At 61.5% G+C, this 21,717-nt stretch carries 19 protein-coding genes; 3 read left to right on the plus strand and 16 right to left on the minus strand.

Translation table 11 applies throughout. The annotated features are described in order from the left end of the window. Positions 1–4: 4 nt before the first annotated feature. Complete coding sequence (locus LQ220_RS18850; RefSeq protein WP_230189688.1) at positions 5–1,279, minus strand: pyruvate dehydrogenase complex dihydrolipoamide acetyltransferase; 1,275 nt, start codon at positions 1,277–1,279, stop codon at positions 5–7. 164 nt (positions 1,280–1,443) lie between these two features. Between LQ220_RS18850 and LQ220_RS18855 the strand changes: the two genes are divergently transcribed. Beyond that, positions 1,444–1,899, plus strand: a complete 456-nt coding sequence (locus LQ220_RS18855) for a universal stress protein (protein WP_230189689.1) — start codon at positions 1,444–1,446, stop codon at positions 1,897–1,899. 1 nt (position 1,900) lies between these two features. Here the strand turns inward: LQ220_RS18855 and rnr are convergent, their stop codons facing one another. The 3 genes from rnr to phaR form a co-directional block, all read right to left on the minus strand. Continuing rightward, positions 1,901–4,237, minus strand: a complete 2,337-nt coding sequence (gene rnr / locus LQ220_RS18860; RefSeq protein ID WP_230189690.1) for a ribonuclease R — start codon at positions 4,235–4,237, stop codon at positions 1,901–1,903. Between the two features lie 57 nt (positions 4,238–4,294). Then, positions 4,295–5,821 carry a proline--tRNA ligase gene (proS, locus tag LQ220_RS18865; RefSeq protein ID WP_230189691.1) on the minus strand — a complete coding sequence of 509 codons (1,527 nt, stop codon included), beginning with the start codon at positions 5,819–5,821 and terminating at the stop codon, positions 4,295–4,297. Positions 5,822–5,942: 121 nt separating this feature from the next. Further along, positions 5,943–6,515 carry a polyhydroxyalkanoate synthesis repressor PhaR gene (gene phaR / locus LQ220_RS18870; protein WP_230189692.1) on the minus strand — a complete coding sequence of 191 codons (573 nt, stop codon included), beginning with the start codon at positions 6,513–6,515 and terminating at the stop codon, positions 5,943–5,945. Here phaR and LQ220_RS18875 point away from each other — a divergent pair. Continuing rightward, entirely contained in the window at positions 6,514–7,614 is a 1,101-nt protein-coding gene (locus LQ220_RS18875; protein WP_230189693.1) for an alpha/beta hydrolase, read from the plus strand. The two genes, phaR and LQ220_RS18875, sit on opposite strands and share 2 nt — an antisense overlap. A gap of 45 nt (positions 7,615–7,659) precedes the next feature. Beyond that, positions 7,660–8,832: an acetyl-CoA C-acetyltransferase gene (locus LQ220_RS18880; RefSeq protein WP_230189694.1), complete on the plus strand. Its 1,173-nt coding sequence runs from the start codon at positions 7,660–7,662 to the stop codon at positions 8,830–8,832. 58 nt (positions 8,833–8,890) lie between these two features. Here the strand turns inward: LQ220_RS18880 and alr are convergent, their stop codons facing one another. From alr to LQ220_RS18935, 12 genes are all read right to left on the minus strand, one after another. Continuing rightward, positions 8,891–9,943, minus strand: a complete 1,053-nt coding sequence (alr, locus tag LQ220_RS18885; protein ID WP_230189695.1) for an alanine racemase — start codon at positions 9,941–9,943, stop codon at positions 8,891–8,893. Between the two features lie 18 nt (positions 9,944–9,961). Further along, positions 9,962–11,563, minus strand: coding sequence for an MFS transporter (locus tag LQ220_RS18890; protein WP_230189696.1), 1,602 nt, complete (start codon positions 11,561–11,563; stop codon positions 9,962–9,964). Between the two features lie 78 nt (positions 11,564–11,641). Continuing rightward, a complete protein-coding gene (locus tag LQ220_RS18895; RefSeq protein WP_230189697.1) occupies positions 11,642–12,013 on the minus strand; it encodes a tRNA-binding protein in 372 nt (123 codons plus the stop codon). 1 nt (position 12,014) lies between these two features. Continuing rightward, on the minus strand, positions 12,015–12,698 hold the full coding sequence (locus tag LQ220_RS18900) for a DUF2490 domain-containing protein (RefSeq protein WP_230189698.1): 684 nt from the start codon (positions 12,696–12,698) through the stop codon (positions 12,015–12,017). A gap of 85 nt (positions 12,699–12,783) precedes the next feature. Then, entirely contained in the window at positions 12,784–14,769 is a 1,986-nt protein-coding gene (locus LQ220_RS18905) for an acetyl/propionyl/methylcrotonyl-CoA carboxylase subunit alpha (RefSeq protein WP_230189699.1), read from the minus strand. Continuing rightward, the gene (locus tag LQ220_RS25075; RefSeq protein ID WP_354958181.1) at positions 14,769–15,164 is read right to left on the minus strand and encodes a lysozyme inhibitor LprI family protein; all 396 of its coding nucleotides are present in this window, start codon (positions 15,162–15,164) and stop codon (positions 14,769–14,771) included. The genes LQ220_RS18905 and LQ220_RS25075 overlap by 1 nt, the downstream gene beginning before the upstream one ends. A 127-nt stretch (positions 15,165–15,291) precedes the next feature. Then, positions 15,292–16,299, minus strand: a complete 1,008-nt coding sequence (gene bioB, locus LQ220_RS18910) for a biotin synthase BioB (RefSeq protein WP_230189700.1) — start codon at positions 16,297–16,299, stop codon at positions 15,292–15,294. After that, positions 16,296–16,514, minus strand: coding sequence for a hypothetical protein (locus LQ220_RS18915; RefSeq protein ID WP_230189701.1), 219 nt, complete (start codon positions 16,512–16,514; stop codon positions 16,296–16,298). The genes bioB and LQ220_RS18915 overlap by 4 nt, the downstream gene beginning before the upstream one ends. Positions 16,515–16,523: 9 nt before the next feature. Further along, the gene (gene scpA / locus LQ220_RS18920) at positions 16,524–18,686 is read right to left on the minus strand and encodes a methylmalonyl-CoA mutase (RefSeq protein WP_230189702.1); all 2,163 of its coding nucleotides are present in this window, start codon (positions 18,684–18,686) and stop codon (positions 16,524–16,526) included. Continuing rightward, complete coding sequence (locus tag LQ220_RS18925; protein WP_230189703.1) at positions 18,686–19,462, minus strand: enoyl-CoA hydratase-related protein; 777 nt, start codon at positions 19,460–19,462, stop codon at positions 18,686–18,688. The genes scpA and LQ220_RS18925 overlap by 1 nt, the downstream gene beginning before the upstream one ends. 151 nt (positions 19,463–19,613) lie before the next feature. Further along, positions 19,614–20,054 carry a methylmalonyl-CoA epimerase gene (gene mce / locus LQ220_RS18930; RefSeq protein WP_230189704.1) on the minus strand — a complete coding sequence of 147 codons (441 nt, stop codon included), beginning with the start codon at positions 20,052–20,054 and terminating at the stop codon, positions 19,614–19,616. Positions 20,055–20,168: 114 nt separating this feature from the next. Continuing rightward, entirely contained in the window at positions 20,169–21,701 is a 1,533-nt protein-coding gene (locus LQ220_RS18935) for an acyl-CoA carboxylase subunit beta (RefSeq protein WP_230189705.1), read from the minus strand. Between the last annotated feature and the right edge of the window lie 16 nt (positions 21,702–21,717).

Raw genomic sequence — 21,717 nt, forward strand, 5'->3', positions numbered from 1 at the left:
TAAATCAAGCCAGCATGGCCAGTGGATTTTCCACCAGTTCCTTGAACGCCTTCATCAACTGTGCGCCGTCTGCGCCGTCGATGGCGCGGTGGTCGAAGCTGCCGGTGGCGCTCATGACCGTGGCGACGCCCAGTGCATCGTCGACGATGTAGGGGCGCTTTTCACCTGCGCCGATGGCCATGATCATCCCTTGCGGCGGGTTGATGACCGCTTCGAACTGCTTGATGCCGAACATGCCCATGTTGCTGAGCGAAGCGGTGCCGCCCTGATATTCTTCAGGCATCAGCTTGCCGTCCTTGGCGCGGGTGGCGAGGTCTTTCATCTCGGTGGAGATGGTGGCGACACCCTTGCTGCCTGCGTCAACGATGATCGGCGTGATCAGGCCTGCAGGAATAGAGACGGCGACCGAGATATCGGCGCGCTGGAATTTCAGGAGCGTGTCGCCCGCGAACTGGACGTTGCACTCCGGCACCTGAAGCAGACTGACGGCCAGCGCCTTGATCAGCAGATCGTTGACCGACAGCTTTACGCCACGCGATTCCAAGCCGGCGTTCAGCTCTCCGCGCAGTTTCAGCAGCTTGTCGAGGCGAATGTCCACGGTGAGGTAGATATGCGGCACTGTCTGCTTGGATTCGGTCAGGCGACGCGCAATCGTCTTGCGCATGTTGCTGAGCTTTACCGCTTCGTGTGGGATGCCGTAATCCTGTGCGACGATGGGGGCAGCGGCGGGTGCTGGTGCCGATGCAGGCGACGCGGCAGGCGCGGCGGCAGCAGGCTTGGCGCCCTCCAGATCGGCCTTGACGATACGGCCATTGGGGCCGCTGCCCTGAACGGATGCCAGATCGAGACCGCTCGCTTGCGCAAGGCGGCGGGCCAGCGGGCTGGCCTTTACGCGGTCGCCACTATCGGTCGATGCTTTTGCCGGGACAGGATCGGCCTTGGGCGCAGGGGCCGCTTCGGCCTTTGCGGGTGTATCAGCCTTGGGTGCCTCTGCCTTGGCTGGAGCCGCCTTTGCGGCAGGCGCTTCGGCCTCCTCGCCTTCGACGGTGAGAGTCGCGATGACCGTGCCGACCTTCACGCCATCGGTGCCTTCGGCAACCAGGATGCTGGTAATCACGCCTTCGTCGACGGCTTCGAACTCCATCGTCGCCTTGTCGGTTTCGATTTCCGCCAGCAGGTCGCCCGACTTAACCGTGTCGCCTTCCTTCACCAGCCACTTTGCCAGCGAGCCTTCTTCCATAGTGGGAGACAAAGCCGGCATCTGGATGTTGATCGCCATGAGGGAACAGCCCTTTTCGATATGTGATTCCGTGGGGAGCGAAGCCGTTACTTGACGCTTTGGCCGCTAGGGTCAAGGGGGCCGCAGCGGTTCAGCGGGGAAAGCCTTGCGTCGCGCGCATTTATCGATCAGATTCGGCGCTCATGGCAAAGGCGCGATAAAACATGCGGACGTATCTGGTGGTGGTCGATGAGACCCCCGAAGCTGAAGTGGCGCTGCGCTTTGCCGCACGCCGAGCCGCGAAAACAGGCGGTGCCGTGCAGATTCTTGCGCTGATCCCGCCGACCGAATTCGTGCAGTGGGGCGGCGTGCAGGCAACGATTGAGGAAGAGGCACGGCAGCGCGCCGAAGCATTGGTGATGGGGGCCGCCGGAACGCTGATGCAGGAATCGGGCATTCGCCCCACCATCACGGTAAAGCAAGGCGAGCCGGTGGCGCTCGTGCGCAAGACGCTGGACGAGAATGACGGCATTGCCGCTTTGGTGCTGGGCGCCGCCGCAACCGGTGCGCCCGGTCCGCTGGTGACGCATTTCGCGGGGAGTGAGGCGGGGAGCCTCCCCTGCCCCATCATGGTGATCCCCGGATCGCTGGACCGGGATGCGGTCGACCGGCTTAGCTAAGTTACTTCCGGTGCTTGCCCTTGGGATTGTTGCTGTGCCGGATGTTGGCGGGACGGCCACGGCGATGCAGGCCGCCCGAGGGACGACCGGGACCGCGATTGGGTCCGCCGCGGAACGGCAAGTGGCTTGCCCCTTCGGGTAGTTCGAAGCGCAGCGATCCGTTGATGGGGTCGGCTTCGACAAGGCGGAGCGGCAGGCGCTGGCCCTGGGTGAAGCGGGTGCCGGTGGTCATTCCTTCCAGCGCCCTGCCCGCTTCGTCATAATAAAAGCGTTCCGCGCCGAGGGTGGAGACTGGTACCAGTCCGTCGCCGCCAAGGCCATCGACCGTCGCGAAGAAGCCGAAATTCTGAACGCCGGTGATGCGAGCCTCCAGCACTTCGCCGACGCGAAGGGCGAGGAACGCGGCGACATAGCGGTCGACCGTTTCGCGCTCCGCCTCCATCGCGCGGCGTTCGTGCTGGCTGATGAGTTCGCCGACACGGCCCATGTTGGTGAGGTCTTCGCCGGAGAGCGAGGTTTTTTCGGGGAGGTCTTTGTCCTTTGGCGCAGGCAGTTCGAGGCCATAGGCACCGACCAGCGCGCGGTGGACGAGAAGATCGGAGTAGCGTCGGATCGGCGAGGTGAAATGCGCGTAGCTGCCCAGCGCGAGGCCGAAATGCCCGGCGTTTTGGGGGCAGTAATAGGCCTGCGTCTGGGTGCGCAGGATCTGTTCCATGATCTGGGGCTTGACGTCGCTGTCGCCGACCTTGGCAATCAGGCGGTTGAAGGTGGCGGGGCGGATTACTTGGCCCATCGCAAATTCGACGTCGAAGGTCTTTAGATAGTCTTTGAGCGCGATCAGCTTTTCGCGGCTGGGTGGTTCGTGGATGCGGTACATGACCGGGGCTTTCTTCGCCTCCAGCGCCTTCGCTGCGGCGACGTTGGCGGCGATCATGTAATCTTCGATCAGCCGATGCGCGTCGAGCCGTTCGCGGACCGCTACGCTGACGATCTTGCCCGCATCGTCCAGCACGACGCGGCGCTCTGGCAAGTCGAGGTCGAGTGGTTCGCGCTTGTCGCGGGCCTTGGCGAGCAGCGCCCAGCAGGCCCATAGCGGCTTCAGCGCGGTTTCGAGCAGCGGGTTCTCGGTCTCGCCGTCGATGGCGGATTGCGCCTGCTCATAGGGGATGTTGGCGGCGACGCGGATGACGGCGCGTGTGAAGCGCCATGACGTCACCTTGCCGTGCTTATCGATGACCAGATGGCAGGCCATGGCCGCGCGATCCTGTTCGGCACGGAGCGAGCACATGTCGGACGACAATTGATGGGGGAGCATCGGCACGACGCGGTCAGGGAAATAGACGCTGTTGCCGCGCTTGCGCGCTTCGCGGTCGAGGTTGCTGCCGGGGCGGACATAATAAGCGACATCGGCAATGGCGACGATGGCGCGATAGCCGCTAGCATTGGCTTCGTCCTCGTCAGGCGCGGCCCAGACGGCATCGTCGAAATCGCGTGCGTCGACGGGATCGATGGCGACGATGGGGAGGTGACGCAGATCCTCGCGCTTCGCCTCGTGCAGCGGGAGTTTGGCGACGGTTAGGGCTTCTTCCTCGACTCGGTCGGGGAAGGTGAAGGGGATGCCGAATTTGTGGATGGCGATTAGGCTGAAGCTCTTGGCCGCGAAGGGATCGCCCAGCACGTCCGTCACGCGAGCGGTCATCTTCGGCGCGCGTCCGGCGGCTTCGGCGAGGACGAGGTCGCCCGGCTTGGCAGTGCCTAGGTCGGTGATGCGAGTGACGTTGCGGTTGCGCTTGTCGACGGGGCGTAGCAGGAGCGCGCCGCCTTCCGCCTTTTCGACGACGCCAAGGAGCAGTTCTTCGCCCTTGGCCAGCTTCTTCATGGGGTGCGCGACCCAGCCTGCGCCTGCTTCCTCTGTGCGGGCAAGGATGCGGTCGCCTACGGTCAGGGCGCTGCGCTTGCCGCGTTCGATGACGCGCAGGCGCGGTGGCGGGATGCCTTCGGCTTCCCAGCGTTCAGGGATCGCGATGAGCGTGCTGCCATCCACATCGGCGATGCGCAGGACGGTGACTTTGGGCACGCCGCCCATTTTATGGAACGCCCGGGCGGGGCCGATGTCGATGAGGCCTTCGTCGGCCATGTCCTTGAGCAGCGCCTTGAGCGCGATCTTCTCCTGACCGCTCAGGCCAAAGGCGCGGGCGATTTCGCGCTTGCCTGCGGGGGTGTCGGACTGGGCGATGAAGTCGAGGATTTGCTGGCGGTTCGGGAAGCCTGCCGGTCTGACGCGCGAGGGTTTGGAACGCGCAGGTTTGACGCGGGCGGGCTTTGGGGGAGAATTCATATCATTGGGCATAGTCGCTCGGACCGGGACTGGCCAGCCCGAGCGATCGCGATGCCTCTAATAAGACCGCCCGACCAGAACCCGCTCCACGGCGCTATCGCCCGTGAAGATGCAGGCGCCATCCGCAGCAGCGGCATCGAGCGGCACATTGCGCAGGGTCAGCTTCTCACCCTTGAGCCACTGAACAACCTTATCGAGTGCCTCGCCAGTCGGCTTGCTCCACTGGACTTCGGCCCAGCCGGGTTTGTTGCTGGCGTTGAAATGGGCTTTCAGCGCGTCGAGGGTTGCGATGCTGCGGTCGATGTTGCTGTGCAGGCGTTCGGTGGCTTGCGCGTGCAGATTGCTTTGCACTTCGGTCAGGATGCCTGTTGCAGCGGCCACGAAATCGGCCTTCGCGACGATCGCACTGTCGAGCTTGCCGTCGTCCTTGTAGAGACGGTCGCGGCGCAGCACGGAGACTTTGCCGCCAGCCACATCGCGGCCGCCGACTTCGACGATGATCGGTGCGCCTTTCTTGACCCAGCCCCAGCGCTTGTTTGCGGCCTTGGCGGGGCGACGGTCGAGCAGGACGCGGACGGGTTCGCGGAACACGTCGAGTTTCTGCAGCTCGCCGAGCAGGTCCATGCAATAGTCGATGATGGCATCGTCTTCGGGGACGTCGCGCAACATCGGTACGATGACGATCTGATGCGGCGCGATGCGCGGCGGTACGCGCAGGCCGTCGTCGTCGCCATGCACCATGATGACGCCGCCGATCATGCGGGTCGATACGCCCCAGCTTGTCGTCTGCGCGAGTTCCTGCACGCCTTCGCTGTTCTGGAACCGAATGTTCTGCGCGGAGGAGAATGTTGTGCCGAGGAAGTGCGAGGTGCCTGCCTGCAGCGCCTTGCCGTCCTGCATCATCGCTTCGATCGAATAGGTCGAGACTGCGCCGGGAAAGCGTTCGTTTTCCGGCTTTTCACCGGCGATGACGGGAAGCGCGAGGCAGTCTTCGGCAAAGGTGCGATAGACTTCCAGCATCTTCAAGGTTTCTTCGCGTGCTTCGGCTTCGCTGGCATGGGCGGTGTGCCCTTCCTGCCAGAGAAATTCGCTGGTGCGCAGAAACATGCGGGTCCGCATTTCCCAGCGGACGACATTGGCCCATTGGTTGATGAGCACGGGCAGATCCCGCCAGCTCTGAATCCAGCGCGAGAAGGCTGCGCCGATCACTGTTTCCGAAGTCGGCCGGACTACCAGGGGTTCTTCGAGCTTCGCTTCGGGATCGGGGACAAGCCGCCCATCCTTCTGGATCAGGCGGTGATGCGTGACGACCGCCATTTCCTTGGCGAAGCCGTCGACATGCTCGGCTTCCTTTTCGAAATAGCTCAGGGGAATGAACAGCGGGAAATAGCAGTTTTCATGGCCCGTCCGCTTGATTTCCGCGTCGAGCAGCGCCTGTATCCGTTCCCATATGCCATAGCCCCAAGGGCGAATGACCATGCAGCCGCGCACGCCGGATTCCTCGGCGAGATCGGCTTCGGAAATGACGGCCTGATACCAGGCTGCGAAATCCTGATCGCGGGTAACGGAGAGAGCGTGTTTCACAGAGAATATGCGCCTGCATTAGGGATATGTTGCGCGCGCAATAGAGCATAGGCGCGGCGGGTGTCGAGTGCCGCGATCAGACCATCGTCAATCGATAGGCGTAAATGGATAGGCCTATGGCTTATTCGACCAGCTTTTCGATCTTCGCATTCAGCGATGCCAACTGCGCCTTCAACTGGGCGATCTCGTCGTCCTTATCGGCAGCGGGCTTCGCTGCGCCAGGGACATCGAAACCCGGCAAGCCCTTGACTTTCAATGCCGTAGCCGCCGCTTCGAACATTTCCATGTTGCGCTTGGCAATTTCGGCGAGGGGCCCGCCGACAAATGCGCCTTGCATCGCTTCCTGGAACTGAAGCTGGTTCTTGCGGAAGGCTTCCATCGACGCTTCGAGATATTGGGGCACCATCGACTGCATCGAATCCCCGTACATCGAGATAAGCTGACGCAGGAAGTTGACGGGCAGCATGTTCTTGCCCCGCTGTTCCTCGTCCATGATGATCTGGGTCAGGACATTATGGGTAATGTCTTCGTTGGTCTTGGCATCCAGCACGACAAACTCACGCCCCTCGCGTGTCATCTGAGACAACAGGTCGAGCGTGATGTAACTGGAGGTTTCGGTGTTGTAGAGACGCCGATTAGCATATTTCTTAATGATGACCGTATCCGACTCACCGGAAGCTTTAGATTTAGCCATGAACACCGCTCCAACCCAAGATAATGCTGCGATAGCACCAAAAGATGCCGCGCCGCAACATGGGCCGCGTCCACTTCCGTTGTTTCTCAACATTCTTATGGCACAAACACGCCACGATCCCGTGCTGCGCGCGCGCGCACTCGCCGGTTTGCGGCGCTATCAGGAAGCGGTGCGACCACCCCGCCCCACCCCTGCACGCGTGCATGCCCAAGTTGGATCGGCAACATTGTCACACTTTGGGTCAGTCGAGGGTGATGACCGAGCCCCGGTCGTGTTGATCCCGTCGCTCATCAACCCGCCCCATGTGCTCGATCTTTCGGCACGGACGTCGTTGATCCGGTGGTTGGTCGACCAGGGGCATGATGGATATCTGGTGGATTGGGGCCATCCCGGTGCGGGCGACAGTATGATGGATCTGGGCGGACATATTGCGCAGCGACTGGTGCCGTTGCTCCAAAGCCTGGACCCAAAGCGTGCGCCTATACTGGTAGGCTATTGCCTGGGCGGTACTTTGGCCATCGGGGCCGCAGCATCGATACCCGTCGCGGCACTGGCGACGATTGCGGCGCCGTGGCAATTCGATGGCTTCCCCGACGAAACGCGGGAGAGCATCGCGAAGCTATGGGCGGAGGCGAAGCCTATGTGCGACCGGTTGGGATATGTACCGATGGAAGTGCTGCAGTCTGGATTCTGGGCGCTCGATTCTGCGCGGACGATTTGCAAATATGCCGATTTCGCAGATTTGGCCGATGACAGTGAGGCAGTGGATGCCTTTGTGGTAGTGGAAGACTGGGCGAATGCAGGAGCGCCGCTTACTTTTGCGGCGGGCAGGGAGCTGTTTGAAGCGCTATATGTCGACGATGTGACTGGACGTGCCGAATGGCGTGTTGGCGACGCAGCCATTCGACCGGCGGATTTCGCGATGCCCACGCTGGCGATTTCTTCGACGACAGACACCATCGTGCCGGCAGCGTCCACCCCGCCCCTTGCCGAGCAATGGACGCTGGATATGGGGCATGTCGGCATGATCGTGGGCAGTCGTGGACCCAAAAGACTATGGGAGCCGCTATCCCAGTGGCTGTTCAAGCACGGAGGCTGATGCTAGAGGCGCGTACATATTTTCCCCACTGGAGAGAAACGTCTCATGACCGATATCGTCATCACCGCCGCCAAGCGCACGCCGGTTGGTAGTTTCCTGGGTGCATTCGCCAACACCCCGGCGCATGAGCTTGGCCGCATAGCCATCGAAGCGGCGCTGGCACAGGCCGGCGTGGCGCCGAGCGAAGTCGATGAAGTGATATTGGGGCAGGTGCTGACCGCTGGCCAGGGGCAGAACCCGGCACGTCAGGCAGCCGTGAACGCCGGTGTGCCGGTCGAAAAGACGGCCTTCGGTGTCAATCAGGTGTGCGGTTCCGGCCTGCGCGCAGTCGCTCTGGCGGCGCAGGCGATCCAGAATGGCGACGCCACGATCATGGTCGCAGGCGGGCAGGAGAGCATGTCGATGTCCGGCCACGCGCAATTCCTGCGCGGCGGCACGAAGATGGGCAATGTCAGCCTGGTCGATACGATGGTGAATGACGGCCTGACCGATGCGTTCAATGGCTATCACATGGGCATCACGGCCGAAAATCTGGCCGAGCAATATCAGATCACGCGCGGCGATCAGGATGCGTTCGCCACCGCCAGCCAGAACAAGGCCGAAGCGGCGCGGTCGGCAGGACGTTTCAAGGATGAAATCGCGCCGGTCACGATCAAGGGTCGTAAGGGCGACACCATCGTCGATCAGGACGAATATATCCGCGCCGGTGCGACGCTGGAAGCGATGACCGCGCTGCGGCCTGCGTTCAAGAAGGACGGATCGGTCACGGCAGGCAATGCAAGCGGCCTGAACGACGGCGCTGCAGCTATCGTGCTAATGTCGGCGGCGGAAGCGGAAAAGCGCGGAGCAAAGGTGCTGGGTCGTATTGCGTCGTGGGCGACGGCGGGCGTCGATCCTTCGATCATGGGCATTGGCCCTGCCCCGGCCAGCCGCAAGGCGCTGGAGAAGGCCGGTTGGACGATTGGCGATCTCGACCTGATCGAAGCCAATGAAGCCTTTGCGGCGCAGGCGCTGTCGGTGGGCAAGGAACTGGGTCTCGATCCGGAGAAGGTGAACGTCAATGGCGGCGCGATCGCTATCGGCCATCCGATTGGAGCGTCGGGCGCGCGCGTATTGACAACGCTGCTCTATGAAATGGCACGGCGCGATGCGAAGAAGGGTCTCGTGACCTTGTGCATTGGCGGCGGCATGGGCATCGCCATGTGCATCGAGCGGTAACGCTTTTTGCACGCTGATTTTGGGAGGGGCCACGCCGCGAGGTGTGGCCTTTTTCATATCAGGTCCAGATGCGGTCAAACCTTTGGCCCAGGCCTGTGAGCAGCTCATATTGCGACAGGCCGGACGCAGCGGCAGCGCGCGGGAGGTCATAGTCGATGCTGAGCCAGTCGCCCTCTGAAACGCCCGGCGCGAGCGAGGCATCGACGATCAGCAGGTCCATCGAGACTCGGCCTAGGACGGGTAAAGGCCGGTCGCCTGCGAGCACCATGCCCCTGCCCGAGAAACCACGGAGATAGCCGTCCGCATATCCGATGTTGAGGATCGCAGCGGCCATGTCGCGCGTCGCGGTGAACGTGGCGTTGTAGCCAACAGTGTCACCGGCTCGCACCGTGCGGCGCTGGAGCACTTGCGCCTGGGGGGTCACCACCTGCCGGATATGTCCGGCGGCGTTCGGACGGGGCACACCGCCATAGAGAGCAAGGCCGGGGCGCGTCACGCCGAAGTGATAATCCGAGCCTAGACATATGCCTGCGCTGTTCGACAGGCTGTAGCGTTCTGCGGGCACCTGCTGCGCGATTGCGGCGAAACGCCGCTGCTGGATCGCGGAGAGCGGATTGTCATCGTCGGCGCAGGCGAGATGGCTCATCAGGGTAGCGATGGTCAGGCCTTCGGTTGCCCGCGCCACATCGCTGCGCCAATCCAGGCCTAGCCGGTTCATGCCGGTGTCGACCATGACGTCGCAGGGGCCACCATTGGCATTGCGCCAACGCGCGATTTGGTCGGGGGTCGAAAGTACGGGGCGTGCAGGACCGGTGAGCGCTTCGGCGATATCCTCGTTACGAATACCGTGCAGGACCGAGAGCGAGAGACCATCGGCGAGCGGCAATAGCGCGCGTGCCTCTGCCCATGTTGCCACGAAGAAATCCCGGCAGCCCGCTTGGGAAAGATGGCCCATAACTTCGGCTGCACCCAGACCGTAGCCGTTTGCTTTGATCGCAGCTCCGCACGTGGCCCGCCCGCTCATCTGCGCGAGCCAGCGCCAGTTATGCTCCAGCGCTGCGGTGTCGAGCGAGAGACGGAGTGGCGCGGGGGAAGAAAAACCGGTGGGCATGTTCCGCCGATAGCCCGGTCATCCCTTCGCGTCGAGCCTTGCGCCGCGCGTTTCGGGCAATCCCCACATCGTCACGACCAGCGCCATCGCCACGACCGCCATCGTGTACCAGAGGCCGGAATAAGGATCACCCGTGCGCGCGACGATATACTGGCTGACCAGCGGCAGGAACCCGCCGAAATAGCCGGTGCCGATGTGATAGGGGATCGACATCGAGCTGTAGCGGATGCGCGCGGGGAAAAGCTCCGACAACAGCGCCGCAACGGGACCGTAGGTCGCACCGGACAATGCGCCAAGGGTCAGGATGCCAAGCAGGATCTTGAGCGAGTCGACGAATGACGGCTTCACCTTCTCGAGATTGTATCCGGCATCGGCCAAAGTCTTGTCGAGGGCGGCTGGACTGGTGTCCGTCTGCACCACACCGGCGATGGACACCTGCGTAGAGGGCGCAGCCGCCTTGCTATAATGAACACCCTTTTTCGAGAAATAATCGAGCAGGCGGGAGCAGTCGCTGGCCTGCACCTTGGCAAAGGGATCGTAGCCGCAGTCCGGACCCATCACGACCACCGGAGCGCGGCGGGCCGCTTCGGCAAGGCTGGGATTAGCCGCGCCGCCGATCAGGTGGAAGATCGGGAAGAGCAGCAGCAATGTTGCCGCGTAGCCCAGAACGATGGGTTTCTTTCGCCCATATTTGTCGGAAAGATGCCCGAAGAACAGGAACCAGAACAGGCCGCTGGTCGCCCCTATCCCAACGAGTATCTGGGCGGTGACCGGCTCGACCCGCAAGGCGTTCTGCAGGAAATACAACACCTGAAACATGGCGGTGTACCAGATGACTGTCAGGCCTGCCGCAATCCCGAACAGCGCGACGAACAGACGTTTTTTGTTGCCCGGATAGGTGAAGGTTTCTTTCAGGGGATTGCGCGCGCATTCCCCGGCATCCTTCATCGCCTTGAACACGGGGCTTTCGTTGAGCTTCAGGCGTATCCAGAGCGATATTCCAAGCAGGACAAGCGAAAAGACGAACGGAATGCGCCATCCCCATGCGTCCCATACTTCCGGGCCGACGATCCATTGCGTTCCCAGCACGACGATGAGCGAAAGGATGAAACCGCCGACGACACTCGCCTGAATGAAGCTGGTGTAAAAGCCGCGACGCTCGACCGGGGCGTGTTCGGCCACGTAGATCGCTGCGCCGCCATATTCCCCGCCCAGCGCCAGTCCCTGCATGATGCGCAGGATGATGAGGATGACGGGGGCGGCAGCGCCTATCGACGCGGCGGAGGGGACCAGGCCTACACCTGCGGTCGCAATGCCCATCATGATGATTGTGGCGAGAAAGGTGTATTTACGGCCGAGCCGGTCGCCGAAATAACCAAATAACACAGCACCTAATGGCCGGAAGCCGAATCCCACGGCGAACCCCGCGAGCGAGTAAAGCAGTTCGACCGAAGCATTGTCGGTGGGGAAAAAGGTGCGGCCGATGATTGCGGCGAGCGTTCCGTAAATGAAGAAATCATACCATTCGAAAACGGTGCCGAGCGAGGATGCGGCAATGACCAGCCGGTCGCGCTTCACATCCAGTTTGTATTCGCCGGTCTTCGCGCCCGCAGTTGCCATCTCATCCCCATATATCGTGCCCGGTATCAAGGCATTTTCGTGCACCCTTTGGCGACTTTTGGCGAGTCGGGCAACCTGTCAGAACAGCCTTGCACCATTAGGCACAGCCTTGTCCGGCGCAAACAGTGTAACGGCCCCATCCGCGTCGGGAAATCCCAGCGTCAGCACTTGCGACATGAACTTGCCGATCTGTCGCGGTGGAAAGTTGACCACCGCCGCAACCTGACGCCCGACCAAGGCTTCCGGATCGTAATTCTCAGTTATCTGCGCGCTGCTGCGGCGCGTGCCGATGCCCTCGCCAAAGTCGATCAGCAGCTTGAAGGCCGGTTTGCGCGCCTCGGGAAAAGGCTCGACGGAGAGGATCGTGCCGATCCGGATATCGACCTTAAGGAAGGTATCGAAATCCGTTTCCGTTGCCGACGGCGCCGAAGGGTCATGGGTCAGATGCATATCATTGCCTCAGCATAAGGTTGATCGCCATCACGTGATTCATCGCATCGCGCCGTCCACGGTTGTCGACATATTGGTTGAGATAACCGAACTCCACAGTGGACTTGCCGGACAGTGGCACCTCAAGTCCCGCGAAGCTGCGGACCCTGTCGAAACCGCTGCGTGCACCCCAATCGGTATCGTTGAGCGCGACGAAGGCCTCGACCGAAGCGATGGCCGCCAGACGGCGCGGCTTGTTCGACAGCGGTAAGGCATAGCGCAACATCTGCCGCGCGCGCCATCCCGTGTCGTCGCCCGTGGAAATCCAGCGTTGCTCAAGGCGCGTTCGCGATGTCAGTGCACCCCCGGCGACTTTACCTATCGACCAGTTGATCTGCTGAAACGAACGATCTTCGGTAACATCGGCACCGCTCGAACGCGGGCTTCGGACAGCGGCATATCCCTGATAGACGCTCAGACGATCATTGAGCTTAACGCCGACCGCCGGACGCAGGAGTATCTGATTTAGGTTTGAGCCATCGCCGCCAAAACGCGGCTGCACCTCTAGCATATAGAGGATGTCGTCCTTCACGCTGCCTTGCGCCAGCGTGAGGAACCAGAACTGCTCGTCCTGCGATGGCGCTGCCTGTGCTGGAGTTACTGCTACAAGAGCGCCGAGCGCGCAGGCCAACTTCGCTATCCGCATGATATCATTGCACCTCGCTACCCGTTCTGCCCAGCGGGTAGCGATTACGGTGCGCTGGAAGAGGAGGCAAGCCGTCAGTCGACCGTCATTCCATTTCGAGGATGACGGCATCGACAGGAAGGCTTTCGCCTGCCTTTGCCAGCACCGATTTGACGGTTCCGGTCTTCTGCGCCCGCAGGATGTTTTCCATCTTCATCGCTTCGATCACGGCGAGTGGCTGGCCAGCCTCGACCTTGTCGCCTTCGCCCACGTTGAGCGTCACGAGCAGGCCGGGCATGGGGCAGATCAGGAAGCGGGAAAGATCCGGCGGCACCTTTTCGATCATATGCTGCGCGAGCGGCGCGATATGACCGGGCAGGACGCGCGCGACATGCGCGGCGCCATGACTGGTCAGGCGGAAGCCGCCACGCACCGGAGCGATGCGGACGGCAAGCGTTTCATCGCCGAACTCTGCCTCCACGATCCGGTCGCCCGGTGTGTATTCCAGTGCGATGTCGAGGAGTTCGCCATCGACGGTCACTTCGTCGAGCGCGATCATGACGTCGTGCAGGGCATCGCCCAGGCGGACCTGCCACTGCGTTGGCGGTTTGAGGCGGCGTCCGAGTTGCCCATCGATGCGGCGCGCGCGATCTGCCTGCGCCATGCCCGCAAATGCGGCGATTGCAGCGAGACGGCGGAGCAGTTCGGGCGCAGCGGGCGCACCATGGAAACCGTCGGGATATTCCTCCGCGATGAAACCTGTGGTGATGTTGCCGGAGCGGAAGCGCTCATGCTGCATGATCGCGGACAGGAAATCGATATTGTGGCCCGGCCCTTCGATCTCGAAGCGGTCCAGCGCCTCGATCTGCTTGTCGATGGCCTCCAGACGCGTGGGCGCGTAGGTCACCAGCTTGGCGATCATCGGATCGTAGAACATGCTGACTTCGCCGCCTTCGGTCACGCCATCGTCAACGCGGACGCCTTCGACCACCGTCGGCGGGTTGTAGCGCGCGAGACGGCCCGTGGAGGGCAGGAAACCGCGATAGGGATCTTCTGCATAGACGCGGTTTTCGATGGACCAGCCATTGATCTGCACATCGTCCTGACCGAAGGCCAGTTTCTCGCCATTGGCGACGCGGATCATCTGCTCGACGAGGTCGAGGCCGGTGATCTGCTCGGTCACGGGATGTTCGACCTGAAGCCGGGTGTTCATTTCGAGGAAGTAGAACCCCTCCCCCGTCGTATCCGCGCCGCTGACGATCAGTTCGACCGTGCCTGCGCTGTAATAGCCGACCGCGCGGGCGAGAGCGACGGCCTGCTCGCCCATTGCCTTGCGCATCTTGGGCGTGACGAAAGGCGACGGCGCTTCCTCGACGACCTTCTGGTGGCGGCGCTGGATCGAGCATTCGCGTTCGTTGAGGTACACGATGTTGCCGTGCTGATCGCCCAGCACCTGAATTTCGATGTGGCGCGGGCTTTCGATGAACTTCTCGATGAACACGCGGTCGTCGCCGAAGCTGGCAAGACCTTCGCGCTTTGTGGCTTCGAACCCTTCACGCACGTCGGTTTCGGAATATGCGAGGCGCATACCCTTGCCGCCGCCGCCAGCGGACGCCTTCATCATCACCGGATAGCCGATGTCGTTCGCGATGCGGACAGCGTGGTCGGTGTCGTCAATCTCTCCGACGAAGCCGGGGACGACGTTGACGCCTGCTTCCAGCGCCAGTTTCTTGGACTCGATCTTGTCGCCCATCGCGGCAATCGCGCCGGGGGGCGGGCCGATGAAGGCGATGCCAGCGTCCTTCAACGCTTCGGCAAAGCTGGTGCGTTCCGACAGGAAGCCATAGCCGGGATGTACGGCATCCGCGCCGGTATCCTTGCACGCCTGAATGATCTTTTCAGCGATCAGATAGGATTGGGCGGCGGGCGACGGGCCGATGTGGACGGCTTCGTCTGCCATCAGGACGTGGGGAGCGCGCGAGTCCGCGTCGGAATAGACCGCGACGGTGGCGATGCCCATCTTGCGCGCGGTGCGGATGACCCGGCAGGCAATTTCGCCACGGTTCGCGATGAGGATTTTCTTGATTGTCATTATGGCTCCGTGAAATCTTTTAGCAGTTGTTGAAGCTGATCGATGCGGGCACGTGTCAGATCATGAGCGCATCGACTGATTATGACATTCTGAAGTGAGCCACCTTGCGCCCAATCGGAGCGGGCTGCGCATTCGGCATCTCGCCAAGCAAGCCAAGTCCGCTGTGCTTTCAATAGATCGGATTCAGCCGATGGCTTGTCTCTCCTCGGCGTAGACCTGAACCGTCTGTCAGCGCCACGCGCGGCATCGCGGACTTTCGGCCACACCGCATTGAGCTCGACATCTGCTGCATTGAAGGCGCGGCTCCAGCACTGCGCAACCGGCAAGTCTCCCGCGCGATCATCGCAAAACGGATTCGCCGCAGCAGTTGCAGCAGCTATTATCAACCCGATCATCTCACGATACCACTGCTGCAACCGTCACCCTGAACTTGTTTCAGGGTCCATCTCTCCACGCACACCGCCGCTCCCGGAGGCACGATGGATGCTGAAACAAGTTCAGCATGACGCGGGAGGAAATTGCTCACTCCGCAGCTTCCAGATGCGCGTTGGTGGATGCCTGCATCGGTTCCACGCCCAGCTTGGCGAACAGTGCTGCGTCTTTGTCGTCGCCCGCATTCGCCGTGGTCAGGAGGCGGTCGCCGGTGAAGATGCTGTTGGCGCCGGCCATGAAGCAGAGCGCCTGGCAGGCTTCGCTCATGCTTTCGCGACCCGCGGAGAGGCGGACCATGCTGAGCGGCATGATGATGCGCGCGACGGCGACGGTGCGGACGAACTCGATTTCGTCGATCTTCGCAAGCGGCGTGTCGGCGAGCATGTCGCCCAGCACCGTACCCTTGACCGGGACCAAGGCGTTGATGGGGACGCTTTCGGGGTGCGGCATCATCGCGAGGGCGTGGAGGAAGCCGACCCTATCTTCTCGAAGCTCGCCCATACCGACTATGCCGCCGCTGCATACGTTGATGCCTGCCGCGCGTACATTATCCAGAGTTTCCAGGCGGTCGGCGAAGGTTCTTGTCGTGATGACGTTCGCGTAGTTTTCCGGCGAGGTATCGATGTTGTGATTATAGTAATCGAGGCCCGCTGCGGCGAGTTGCTGCGATTGTTTTTCAGTCAACATGCCAAGCGTCATGCAGGTTTCGAGGCCCATGGCGCGGACGCCCTTCACCATTTCGATGATGGCGGGCATGTCGCGATCCTTGGGACTGCGCCATGCCGCGCCCATGCAGAAGCGGCCAGAGCCTGCGTCCTTTGCCTGCGCCGCCGATTGCAGCACGGCGCGCACGTCCATCAGCTTTTCGGCCTTGAGGCCCGTTTCCGCGTGGACGGATTGATTGCAATAGCCGCAATCCTCGACACAGCCGCCGGTCTTGATCGACAGCAATGTGGAAAGCTGGACCTGATTGCGCGGGTGATGGGCGCGGTGGATCGTTTGCGCTTCGAACAACAGGTCGTTGAAGGGAAGGTCGAAGAGGGTCGCGATTTCTTCGCGGGTCCAGTCTGTGCGGGCTGTCGTTAAATCGTCGCTCATAGCTCTACGCCAGGAATACCCTTGATCAAAGCACGTGCGTAAAGTGCCGCGTTTTCCGAGCCAGTTCTCTCCATATTTTCAACCAGCTGTTTACAAAGGTTTTGGATCTCAGAATGGCTGATAACCTCTTTGCTTAGAAGGAGCTGGACCAAATAAGTCATAAACTTGCCATCGACCGCTGCCATTTCCCAAGCAGCCCAAGGATTTTCAGCCATTATAATTTCCTATTCTGCTGCTTCATGCAGCGCATTGCCTGCTGGAGGCATGTTGTGGCCGAGGAGGCGCAGCACATCGGCGGCACATTCCACGACGTTGGACCCCGGACCATAAATGCCCTGCACCCCTGCGTCACGCAGATAGTCGTAATCCTGTGGCGGGATCACACCGCCTGCGATCACCTTGATATCGTTGCGGCCCTTTTCCCGAAGCAGCTTGATCAACTCGGGGATCAGCGTCTTGTGACCCGCTGCCAAGGACGACGCGCCGACGACATCGACATCGCTTTCCAGCGCCAGCACGACGGTTTCCTCCGGCGTCTGGAACAGCGGGCCGGAGACGATATCGAAACCCATGTCGCCGAACGCCGAAGCGATGACGTTTGCGCCGCGATCATGGCCGTCCTGTCCCATCTTAGCGACCATCAGCTTGGGCTTGCGGCCAAGGCGGCGTTCGACAGCGGCGACGCCATCGAGAACCTGCTGCCAGCGTGCATCGCCGTCATAAGGCGCGCTGTAAACGCCCTTTACCGGCGTCGGCGTGGTGCCGTAGCGGGCGAAGCTCTCTTCCATGGCGGCGCTGATTTCGCCCAGCGTCGCGCGGGCGCGGGCGCATTCTACGGCCAGTGCGAGGAGATTGTTTTCGAGGCTGGATGGGCGAGCCGCACCTTCGCGCAAGGCCTGAAGCGCGGCTTCGCACTTGGCACTGTCACGCTCTGCCTTGGTCTTGGCGATGCGGGCGATCTGGCCTTCGCGGACCTTGGCGTTGTCGATGTCGAGCGTTTCGAGCAGATCTTCGGTCGCGAGGCGATATTTGTTCACGCCGACGATTACGTCATCGGCGCGGTCCACGCGTGCCTGCCGCGCTGCTGCCGCGGTTTCGATCATTGCCTTGGGCCAGCCAGCGGCGACGGCTTTTGCCATGCCGCCTTCGGCCTGCACGCGGTCGATGATCTCCTGTGCCTTGTCGACCAGTTCCTGCGTCAGCGCCTCGATATAATAGGAGCCGCCCAGAGGGTCCACGACCTTGGTCATCCCGGTTTCTTCCTGGATGATGATCTGCGTATTGCGAGCGATGCGGGCGGAGAAGTCGGTCGGCAAAGCGATCGCTTCGTCCAGCGCGTTGGTGTGGAGCGACTGGGTGCCGCCCAGCATCGAGGCCATAGCTTCGACGGTAGTGCGGATCACGTTGTTGTAGGGATCCTGCTCGGTCAGCGACACGCCCGATGTCTGGCAGTGGGTGCGCAGCATCTTGCTCCGCTCATCCTGTGCGCCCAGCGTCGTCATGGCGCGATGCCACAGCACGCGCGCGGCCCGCAGCTTGGCGATTTCCATGAAAAAGTTCATGCCGATGGCGAAGAAGAAGCTGAGGCGACCGGCGAACTTGTCGATATCCAGCCCGGACGCGACACCGTATTTCACATATTCCATGCCGTCGGCGATGGTGAAGGCAAGCTCCTGCACCTGTGTCGCACCGGCTTCCTGCATGTGATAGCCGGAGATGGAAATGCTGTTGAACTTGGGCATTTCACGCGAGGTATAGCCGAAGATGTCGGAGATGATCCGCATCGAAGGTTCGGGCGGGTAGATGTAGGTGTTGCGGACCATGAACTCCTTCAGAATGTCGTTCTGAATGGTTCCGTCGAGCAATTTGCGATCGACGCCCTGTTCCTCACCCGTCACGATGAAGAAAGCGAGGATCGGGATGACCGCGCCGTTCATCGTCATGGAAACCGACATCTTGTCGAGCGGGATACCGTCGAACAGGATTTTCATGTCTTCGAGCGTGTCGATGGCGACGCCCGCCTTACCCACGTCGCCGGTGACGCGCGGATGGTCACTGTCATAGCCGCGGTGAGTGGCGAGGTCGAAGGCAACCGACAGACCCTTTTGCCCGGCGGCTAAGTTACGCTTGTAAAAGGCGTTGGATTCCTCGGCCGTGGAGAAGCCCGCATATTGACGGATCGTCCACGGGCGACCCGCATACATGCTGGCGCGCACGCCGCGCGTGAAGGGCGCGAAACCGGGAAGGCCGGGTTCGACGGTGACGTCCTCCGCCGTGTAAAGCGGCTTGACGGCGATGCCTTCGGGCGTCTGCCAGCTCAGATCCTTGCCTTTGACTTCCTTCGTCGCGGCGGCGGACCATTGGTCGAGAGTGGGTTTATCGGTCATTACTTGCCTTCAAACTTGGCGGGACGCTTTGCGAGGAAGGCCTGCACGCCTTCCGCGAAATCCGCGCTACGTCCCGCGTCTCGCTGGTGCTTGCGTTCTAGCGCAAGCCCCTGCGAGAAACTCGATGTCTGTGTTGTGGCGATCCCCTGACGGATCAGCCCAAGCGCGACAGTCGGCATGGCGGCGAGGCGCGCGGCCAATGCCTGCGCTTCGTCCGATAATGTCGCATCGTCGACCGCCTTGTAGATCAGGCCCCAGCTTTCTGCTTTTTCCGCGGGGAGGCGTTCGCCCAGCATCATCATCTGCGTGGCGCGCGCCTTGCCCACCAGACGGGGCAGCGTCCATGTCGCGCCGCCATCCGGCACGAGGCCGATATTCACGAATGCTTGAAGAAAATAGGCCGATTTGGCAGCGACCACGAAATCGCATGCCAGCGCGAGGGATGCGCCGATCCCTGCGCAGGCACCGTGCACCTGCGCCACCATCGGCAGCTTGGACGCGATTAAGCGCTCCATGCAGGGGTTGTAGTCTTTTTCCAGTATCTCGCCGACATCCTCCGGCAAGCCGCCATCGGCCTGAAGATCGGTGCCGCTGCAGAAGCCTTTCCCTTCGGCTTTGATGAGGATCGCGCGCGCGCCCTGCGCAGGGAAGGCTTCGACGGCGTCGACGATCTCATAGAACATCTGCGGCGTGAGCGCGTTGAGACGCTCGGGCCGGTTGAAGGAAAGGATACCGACGGTATCGACGACCGATGTGAGGATGGTTTCATAAGTCATGAAGCATTCCTTGTTCGCGCTACCACAGCCCGTTCTACGCCTTGTTCCTGCGAAGGCAGGAAGCCAGAGCGGCAAGCATCAATGTCTGTACCCAGAACCCCTGGGCTCCTGCCTTCGCAGGAGCACTTAAGTGCATGGGCGGGACCGTGCATCAATGCCCCGCACCCTTTGGCGTTTCCATGATTTCCGTAAGAACGCCATTCATGTCCTTGGGATGGACGAAGAAGATCAGCGTACCGTGCGCGCCGATGCGGGGTTCGCCGAGTACCTTGGCGCCATTGCTCTCGAACCATGCCTTTGCGGCGTGGATATCGGGGACTTCGTAGCACATATGGTGCTGACCGCCCGCCGGGTTCTTGGCAATGAAGCTGTGAATCGGCGAGTTTTCGCCAAGCGGTTCGATCAGTTCGATCTGGGTGCCGTTCGTGCCGTTTTCGCCGGGGGTGTCGACGAAGCACACCTTTACGCCCTGCGCAGGCAGGTCGAAAGGCTCATGAATATGCGTCGCGCCCATCACGTCGCGGTAATAGGCGATGCTGGCGGCGAGGGACGGCGTAGCTACGCCGATATGGTTGAGGCGACCGAGTTTCATACGCAGACTTCCGTCAGAAATTGTTCCGTCATCCCAGCGCAGGCTGGGATCGCATGCCTCTGGGTTGTGACCAACCACCCGAGACCCCAGCTTTCGCTGGGGTGACGATCCGGCTTAAAGCGGAATATTGTCATGCTTCTTCCACGGATTTTCCAGCGCCTTGTTCTTCAACTTGCGCAGGCCCAGCGCGATGCGGCGGCGTGTGGAATGCGGTTGGATCACTTCGTCAATGAAGCCCTTCGAGGCGGCGACGAAGGGGTTGGCGAAGCGATCTTCATATTCCTTGGTGCGCTCGGCGATTTCTTCGGGCGTCTTGCCGCGGAAGATGATTTCAACTGCGCCCTTGGCACCCATCACGGCGATTTCAGCGGTGGGCCATGCGTAGTTCAAATCGCCGCGCAGGTGCTTTGACGCCATAACGTCGTAGGCGCCGCCATAAGCCTTGCGCGTGATGACGGTGATCTTTGGTACGGTAGCTTCGGCATAAGCGAACAGCAGCTTCGCGCCATTCTTGATGATGCCGTTATGCTCCTGCCCCACGCCCGGCAGGAATCCCGGCACATCGACGAAAGTGAGGATGGGAATGTCGAAGGCGTCGCAGAAGCGGACGAAGCGACCGGCCTTTTTCGACGCGCCGATGTCAAGGCATCCGGCCAGCACCGTCGGTTGATTGGCGACAATGCCTACTGTGCGGCCTTCGATCCGGCCGAAACCGCACAGGATATTGCCGGCATGGGCAGGCTGCACCTCAAAGAAATCGCCTTCGTCGACGACCTTCCGGATCAGCTCATGCATGTCGTAGGGCTGATTGGCGTTGGCCGGGATCAGCGTGTCGAGGCTTTCTTCGATACGGTCCCATTCGTCGGCGGTAGGGCGCTCGGGCGCGGATTCGCGGTTGGAAGCAGGCAGGAAATCAATGAAATCGCGGGTGGCGAGCAAGGCTTCGATATCGTTTTCGAACGCAACGTCCGCAACGCCGGACTTCGTGGTGTGCGTCACGGCCCCGCCGAGCTCTTCCTGCGTGACGATCTCATTGGTGACGGTCTTCACCACGTCAGGGCCGGTGACGAACATATAACTGCTGTCCTTCACCATGAAGATGAAGTCGGTCATCGCCGGCGAATAGACTGCGCCGCCCGCGCATGGCCCCATGATGAGGCTGATCTGCGGCACGACGCCGGACGCCAGCACATTGCGCTGGAACACTTCGGCATAGCCGCCAAGCGACGCGACGCCTTCCTGAATGCGGGCGCCGCCGCTGTCGTTGAGGCCGATGACGGGCGCGCCGACTTTCAGCGCCATGTCCATGATCTTGCAGATTTTCTGCGCATGGCGCTCGGACAGCGATCCGCCGAACACGGTGAAATCTTGGCTGAATACAAAGACGAGACGACCGTTGATCGTGCCCGATCCTGTGACGACGCCATCGCCGGGGATCTTCGTCTCTTCCATGCCGAACTCGGTGCAGTTGTGTTCGACATACATGTCGAGCTCTTCGAAGCTGTTCTCGTCGAGCAGAACGTCGAGCCGTTCGCGCGCCGTAAGGCGCCCCTTGGCGTGCTGCCCCGCGATCCGCTTTGCGCCGCCGCCCATACGGGCCGCCTCACGCATGGTCTCCAGCTTCTCGACTACGGCCAGTTTCGACATGAAGATCCTCTTCCCG

It is taken from the genome of Sphingobium sp. CECT 9361, assembly GCF_918741285.1.
In the GTDB taxonomy this organism is placed as follows: domain Bacteria; phylum Pseudomonadota; class Alphaproteobacteria; order Sphingomonadales; family Sphingomonadaceae; genus Sphingobium.